This is a genomic window from Actinomadura fibrosa (genome assembly GCF_900659615.1).
Classification (GTDB): domain Bacteria; phylum Actinomycetota; class Actinomycetes; order Streptosporangiales; family Streptosporangiaceae; genus Spirillospora; species Spirillospora fibrosa.
The window spans coordinates 23,922-30,592 of sequence record NZ_CAACUY010000098.1 but is presented as its reverse complement, the minus strand read 5'-3'; the positions used below and the strand labels follow the sequence as shown (position 1 = coordinate 30,592).

Annotated in this window: 6 protein-coding genes; 2 read left to right on the top strand and 4 right to left on the bottom strand. The window is 74.0% G+C overall.

Annotated features, from left to right (window positions below):
- Positions 1-264 precede the first annotated feature (264 nt).
- Both E1300_RS27655 and E1300_RS27650 read right to left on the bottom strand, forming a co-directional pair.
- A complete protein-coding gene (locus tag E1300_RS27655; protein WP_131760004.1) occupies positions 265-1,056 on the bottom strand; it encodes a thioesterase family protein in 792 nt (263 codons plus the stop codon).
- 47 nt (positions 1,057-1,103) lie between these two features.
- On the bottom strand, positions 1,104-2,774 hold the full coding sequence (locus E1300_RS27650; RefSeq protein ID WP_131760003.1) for an LCP family protein: 1,671 nt from the start codon (positions 2,772-2,774) through the stop codon (positions 1,104-1,106).
- 290 nt (positions 2,775-3,064) lie between these two features.
- On the opposite strand from E1300_RS27650, the gene E1300_RS27645 reads away from it, so the two are divergent.
- A complete protein-coding gene (locus E1300_RS27645; RefSeq protein ID WP_278045394.1) occupies positions 3,065-4,168 on the top strand; it encodes a glycosyltransferase family 2 protein in 1,104 nt (367 codons plus the stop codon).
- Positions 4,169-4,346: 178 nt separating this feature from the next.
- The gene (locus tag E1300_RS27640; protein ID WP_131760002.1) at positions 4,347-5,162 is read left to right on the top strand and encodes a hypothetical protein; all 816 of its coding nucleotides are present in this window, start codon (positions 4,347-4,349) and stop codon (positions 5,160-5,162) included.
- A gap of 28 nt (positions 5,163-5,190) precedes the next feature.
- Here E1300_RS27640 and E1300_RS27635 read toward each other — a convergent pair whose 3' ends face one another.
- Positions 5,191-5,955 (bottom strand): glycerophosphodiester phosphodiesterase, encoded by a 765-nt coding sequence (locus E1300_RS27635; RefSeq protein WP_131760001.1) that lies wholly within the window; start codon positions 5,953-5,955, stop codon positions 5,191-5,193.
- Entirely contained in the window at positions 5,952-6,653 is a 702-nt protein-coding gene (gene ispD, locus E1300_RS27630; protein ID WP_131760000.1) for a 2-C-methyl-D-erythritol 4-phosphate cytidylyltransferase, read from the bottom strand. The genes E1300_RS27635 and ispD overlap by 4 nt, the downstream gene beginning before the upstream one ends.
- Positions 6,654-6,671: the final 18 nt, after the last annotated feature.

Here is a 6,671-nt window from a genome sequence, read left to right as displayed (position 1 = left end):
CGCGGCCTGCGCGGCGTGCGCGGCGCCGTTCCCCGGCGGCGCCGGCCTCCCCGTGACGGCCGCGGCGCCGGGACCGCCCGAACCCGTGAGGACGAGCGCGGCGGCCGCGCCGGTCGTGGTGAGCAGGGTGAGAACCCTCATCGACATCCGTGGACTCCTGACGTATCGCACGTGACGTTCCTCTGCGATCTTCAGTTACCCAGATGGAATCTCGATTACGCAGCGTAGCTGATCAAGATCGAAAAGCTTCCGGGGAAGCGGAGGCTACCGCTCGTCCACGAGGAGTGTCTGCAGAACGCGGCCCAGCTCGCCGTCACCGTCGGCCAGCGTGGCCTCGCAGACGGCGCTGCCCTGCGGGCTCGCGCTCAGCGACGCGGCCATGTGGACCCACTCGCCGACGGGGTCGCGGTGCAGCGCGACGGTCAGGTCGGTGTTGATGATCAGCCATTTCGCCAGGTCGAGCTGGCTGCCGACGCCGGACGCGCTGTCGGATAGGACGAGCGCGCGCACCAGGGGCGTGTCGTCCTCCCCGGCGACGAGCGGGACGCGTGCTCGGGCCCACGTGGCGCCCGGACCGGGGCGCCCGAAGGCGCCCTCGACGACGCGCCACTCCATCGCCGCCAGGTAGCCGTCCAGGTGCACGCCCCGCCAGTCGTCGAACGCGCTCGCGGACGCGGGGCGGGGCGGCGGGACGGGTGTGTGGGCGACCGCGGGCACCTGCTCGGGCGCGGCGAGGATCCGCCAGGCGGTGGCGCGGACGACCGGCCGCCCCTCGTGGGTCATCTCGGCTTCGAGGAGGGTGATCCGCTTGCCCGGCCGCACGACCCGCGCCGTCACCTCCAGCTCGGCCACCGGCACGGGGCCGAGGAGCTCCAGCGTCACCCGGGCGATGCGCGTGCCGGGCCGGGGGTCGTGCCGCTCGAACGTCCGGCCGATCAGTCCCGCCACCGGTCCGGCGTGCTGGAGGTCCGGTGCCCAGGGGCCCGCCGTGGCGGGGGTCGCGGCGAAGCGGCCGCCGCCGAGCGGTTCGTAGAACGCCTCCGCGGGTCCGGTCACGCGGTCCTCCTCGCACTCGCCACTAGAAGATTATTCTAGAGAAGAGTTCAGCCGCAGAGCTTCGAGGTCGCGGTACCGGTCTCCAGCGCCGGGGAGCTCGTCGGCGAGGCGCTCGGCGCGGCGGCCGCCGCCTTCACCTTCTTCGCCCCGTCCCAGTCGGCGCCGACCATGACCTGGAGCCGGGATCCGAGCGAGCTCACCTGCTTGATCTTCGCGCCCGGGATCGCCGCCGCCAGCGTCCGCGCGGAGTCCTTGCGGCCCGGCCCGTACAGCACCTGCGTCGTCTGCTGCCCGCGGCGGGCGACGCCCGGGACGACGGTCGCGTGGAAGCCGACCCTGTTCAGGTCCGCGCCCGCCCGCGTCGCCAGCCCCCGGGTGCCGATCGCGTTCAGCACCTGGACCTGGATCTCGTCCGGCGGCACCGTCAGGTCGTTGGCCGGCGTGCGGCTCGGCGAGGCGCTGGGCGCCGGCTTCTTCTCCTCGACCAGGGCCTGGTCCCGCCGGATCTTGGTGAACAGGTCGCGGGCCTTGCCCTGGTCCCACTGCACCGTCGACTGCTGGGTGGGGGAGTTCCACAGGACGACGTTGTAGCCGGGGTTCGACAGGGGCACCTTGGCGAACGTCAGGCTGTCGGTGGACAGGTCCTTCATCTGGTTGACGAGCTTCGGCAGGTCCTTGGCGAGCTTCGGGTCCACCCGGAGCGACTTCAGCGCCGCGTTCAGGAACCTCGTCGACTTGACCGGGTCGCTGAGCGTCTTCGTGGACAGCGCCTGCTTCATCATCGAGGCCATGAACTGCTGCTGGCGGTCGATGCGCCCGAGGTCGCTGCCGCCCGTGAGCGTGTAACGGGCGCGGGCGAAGCCGAGGGCCTTCAGGCCGTCCACGTGCGACTTGCCCCGCGGCAGCTTCAGGCCGCTCTTCGGGTCGTCGATCGCCTGCTCGGTGCACACGTCCACGCCGCCGAGCGCGTCCACCATGTTGACGAAGCCGTAGAAGTTCACCTCGACGTAGTGGTCGATGGACACGCCGGTCGCCCGCTTGATCGTGTCGACCGTCAGGTCGGGGCCGCCGAACTGGTAAGCCCACGTCAGCTTCCCGGGACGGGCCGGGATCTGCACCCCCTTGGCGCCCTCCGACCCGTTCGACTTGTGCGCGGGGATCGTGACGTAGGAGTCGCGGGGCAGGTTCACCACCGACACGCGGTCGTGGTCGCGGGACACGTGGACGAGGAGCATCGTGTCGGACCGCTCGCCCGGCTCGTGGCCGAGCCTCGCGGCCCGCTGCTGCTCCCGCGTCAGGCCCTCGCGGCGGTCCACGCCCGCGACCAGGATGGTCATCGCGCCCTTCGGCGCGTCCTTGTCCTTGCCGAGCCCGTCGACCGAGACCTTGTCGAGCGCCCCGGTCACGTAGTTCTGGAACGCCCACGCCCCGCCCGAGGTCAGCAGGACGAACGCGGACATCGTCCCGGTGACCATGAGGAACCGGCGCTGCCGGCGGGCGCTCATCGCCGCCCGCGGGCTCAGCCCCCGGCCCGGGCGCCGGGGGCCGCGGGGGCCCTCCACCGGCACCCGCGGGGCGGGCATCCCGTCGATGGTCACGCCCTCGATGTCGCCGTCGTCGCCCACGCCGCCGCCCGGCGCCCCGCCGCCGGGCCGCGGCCGGAAGTAGCGCTCCAGCGGGTCGGCGTCGCCCCGATCCGAGTCGTGCCCCTCTGCCATGCGGCCGCCGCCTCCCGAAGACCTCATCCGCGCCCGTGCCGCCGGGAGATCGGTCCCGGCGGCGATGCGGAGCGTACTGACGCGAGTTCCCACCACTCTAAAGTGAGGAACGCCCGTCCGTTCGCTACCTGGACCTCGTGTCCTTGCAGTAACGTGGCGCCGTCTTGACCACACCCCGGCGGCCCGCACGCAAACCTGGGTGGCGTGGGCTGCGTCAGACAAGCGAGCTAGAGAGAGGAAGGGGGGCCTCCCTCCGGCCGTCCGAGGCCGAGGTGCGCCCGCGAGCCCACATGAATCCGTCTCCCCATGCCCAGCAGCACCAGGACCGGCCGCACGAGGCCCGGCAGCCCGGCACGCAGCCCGGCGAGGCGCCACGCCCCGCCCCGGGCGGGCGCACCTGGCCCGCCGTGTCCGTGGTGATGCCGGTGCTGAACGAGCAGCGGCACCTGACCGACGCCGTCCGGCGCATCCTGACCCAGGACTACCCCGGCGAGCTGGAACTCGTGCTCGCGATCGGGCCGTCCCGCGACCGCACCGAGGAGATCGCCGGCCGGCTGGCCGCCGAGGACCCGCGCATCGTCGTCGTCCCGAACCCGACCGGCCGCACCCCGCAGGGCCTCAACATCGCCATCAGGGCCTCGCAGTACTCGATCATCGTCCGGGTGGACGGGCACTCGCTGCTGCCCGCCGACTACGTCCGCGCCGCGGTCGAGACGATGGAGGAGACCGGCGCCGACAACGTCGGCGGGATCATGGCCGCCGAGGGCGTCACCTCCTTCGAGAAGGCCGTGGCCCGCGCGATGACCTCCAAGCTCGGCGTCGGCAACGCTCGCTTCCACACCGGCGGCGAGGCCGGCGAGGTCGAGACCGTCTACCTCGGGACGTTCCGCCGCAGCGCCCTGGAGCGCGTCGGCGGCTACGACGAGACCTTCACCCGGGCCCAGGACTGGGAGATGAACCACCGCATCCGGCAGAGCGGCGGCCGGATCTTCTTCACCCCGCGGATGCGGGTCACCTACCGGCCGCGCCCCAACCTGCGGGCGCTGGCCAAGCAGTACTTCCACACCGGGCGCTGGCGCCGCGTCGTCGGCCGCGAGCACCAGGGCACGCTCAACCTCCGGTACCTGGCGCCGCCCATCGCCGTCGTGGCGATGGCCGCGGGCGCGATCGCCGGGGCGTTCGGGTTCTGGCCCGGCTGGATCCTGCCCGGCGGGTACGCGGCCGCCATGATCGCGGGCGCGGCCGTCGAGGGGCGGGGCCTGCCGCTCGGAGCCTGGGTGCGCCTCCCGCTCGTCTTCGCGACCATGCACGTCACCTGGGGCATCGGCTTCCTGACCAGCCCGCCCGGGCTCGGCCAGCCGTCCCCCGCCAAGCCCACCGAGGCGACCCCCTAACCGGGACGCGCCCGCGGCCCGTCCTGGCGACCCCGTGGGCATTCACAGGCCGCTCCATTGCCGCTCCGTGGCCACCCGGTGGCCACGGAGCGAAAACACCTCCCGACAGTCGTGCAATCCGGCACGCCCTGGGGTTACGTTGGCGGGGATCATGCCGCTGACCGACGAGGAGGTGGCCATGTCCAGCGGAGCGCGCCACGGCATAGGCGCGGTGATCGGCCTGGTCGCGACGCCGGTCATCGCCGTCTGCCTGCTGTTCGGCACCGAACGCATGACCCGGTACTTCCGGTACTTCTTCGCCTCGGGCGGCGACCGCTGGTCGGCGGCCGCCGCCCTCCTGGTCGCCGCCGTCGTGCTCGGCCTGGTGATGGGCACGCGGCTGTCGCCGCTCGCCTCCCTCATCCCCGGCGCCGTCTTCGCGGCGGTCGGCCTGCTGTGGATCGTCGCGCCGCGCTGGTCGCTGGAGCACACCACGCGCAAGCTCCCCGACACGCTGGACCGCGGCTACCAGTACGTGGGCCCCTACGGCGTCTTCCTGCTGATCGGGGTGGCGCTCGTCGTCGCGTCCGTCTTCCCGTCGCGCTGGCAGGCGCGCACGCCCACCGGTGCCGCGCCCCGCTTCGGCGGCCCGCCTCCGGCCCCGATGGGCCCGCCCCAGGGCGCACCCATGGGGACCCCGCAGCACCTCGGCGGGCCCCCTCCGCCCGGCCAGGAGCCGTCCTGGCAGCGCCCGCCCCAGTACGGGCAGCCCGCCGGCCAGCAGTACGGCGCCGGGCTCCCCGGAGGGCCGGGCCAGTACGGCGGGCAGCCCGCCCAGTTCCCGCCCGCGACCCCACCGGCACCGCCCGCGGCCCCGCCGTCGCCGTACAGCGCGGAGGAGAGCAAGCCCAAGCCGTCCGCCCAGCGCGGCTCCGACGACGACACGCCCGGCGAGTGGACGCAGATGTACGGCGGCGACGACCTGCGCGGCGGCGGGAACCGGCCCCCGTCCTGACCGCCGGCTCCGCTAGCCGACGGCTCCGCTAGCCGACGGCCGCGAGCACGCCGGGGACGTCGTTGACCACCATCGCGTCGACCCCGGCGGCCGCGTAGTCCGGCGCGCGCTCGGCGGTCGGGCACCAGGCGATCACTTCGAGGCCCGCCTTGTGCGCCACGGTCACGCAGTGCTCCAGCGGCCGCAGCCGCGTGTCGGGATGGTCGAGCCCGCACGAGCCGGTGTGCACGCCGACGGCCTGGAGGTCCAGGCCCGCCGCCGCCGGGATGCCGTGCCACAGCGGGAACCGCAGCCACGTCAGCAGGCCCAGCGGGACCTCGGGCAGCTCGTCCCGCAGCGTGATCAGCAGCGAGGGGTCGAACGACGTCACGAGCAGCGGCCGGCGCCGCGCCTCCCGCCGCAGCACCGGCAGCAGCAGCGCGGCCGTCCGCCGGGACGGCGAGTCGAGCGCGTCCTCCAAGACGGTCTTGACGTCCACGTCCACCGCCACCTCGGGGGGCAGCGCGTCCAGGACCTCCACGAGCCGCGGCAGCCCGCTCGCCGTGGCGGGCAGGTCCACGAGGTACGACCCGTCGTCGACCGTGGGGTCGTGGCGCAGCACGAGGTCGTCGTCCGCCGTCCGCGTCACGTCGATCTCGACCCAGGACAGCCCCGCGTCGACCGCCGCGAGGATCGACGGCAGCGTGTTCTCGGCGACGGTCACGGGCGGCTCCCCGGCGCGACCCGGGACCGGCAGGTCGCCCGCCCCGTAGCCGCGGTGGCCGATGACCGCCGGGTTCCTGTCGAAGATCAAGTTTCGTCCTCCGTGGCGAGATGTTCGGCGACGACGACGTCCAGCGGCTGGGTGACCTTGAGGTTGCGCTCGCTGCCCGCCACCACCCGGATCGGCACGTCCGGCAGGTAGCGGTGCACGATCCCGCAGTCGTCGGTGGCGCGCAGCTCCGGATCGGCGAGGGCCAGCTCGTAGGCCTTGCGGACGGTGCCGAGCCGGAACCCCTGCGGCGTCTGGAACCGGCTCATCGTCGCGCGCGGCGGCATGGAGACCACCAGGCCGTCCTCGACCACCACCATGGTGTCGGACGCGGGCACGCCGACCGCGACGGCGTCGTGGCCGTCCAGCGCGCCGAGGACGCGGTCGATGACGGCGGCGTCCACGAACGGGCGGGCGGCGTCGTGGAAGAGCACCCGGATCCCGTCCGGCCGGCCGTCCAGCGCGCCAAGCGCGGCGACGGTGGACGCGGTGCGCGTCTCCCCGCCCTCGATCACCGCCGTCACCTTCCGGAACGGCGCGGCGACCGCGGCCGCCGCGCGCAGGTGGCCCGCCGCCATCACCACGACCACCTCGCCGACGCCCGGATGCGCGTCGAACGCCGCGATCGCGCGCGCCAGGATCGTGCGCCCGCCGACCTCCATGAGCTGCTTCGGGCGCCCGGCGCCCATGCGCTCACCGGTGCCGCCGGCGAGCACCACCGCAACCGTCTGCGTCGCCATCTCTCCTCTTCCGGCCGC

What these genes read in the sequence shown, in the direction of transcription:
- ispD (WP_131760000.1), bottom strand. Translation starts at nt 6,653, where the DNA reads ATGGCGACGCAGACGGTTGCGGTGGTGCTCGCCGGCGGCACCGGTGAG.
- E1300_RS27640 (WP_131760002.1), top strand. Translation starts at nt 4,347, where the DNA reads ATGTCCAGCGGAGCGCGCCACGGCATAGGCGCGGTGATCGGCCTGGTC.
- E1300_RS27645 (WP_278045394.1), top strand. Translation starts at nt 3,065, where the DNA reads ATGAATCCGTCTCCCCATGCCCAGCAGCACCAGGACCGGCCGCACGAG.
- E1300_RS27650 (WP_131760003.1), bottom strand. Translation starts at nt 2,774, where the DNA reads ATGGCAGAGGGGCACGACTCGGATCGGGGCGACGCCGACCCGCTGGAG.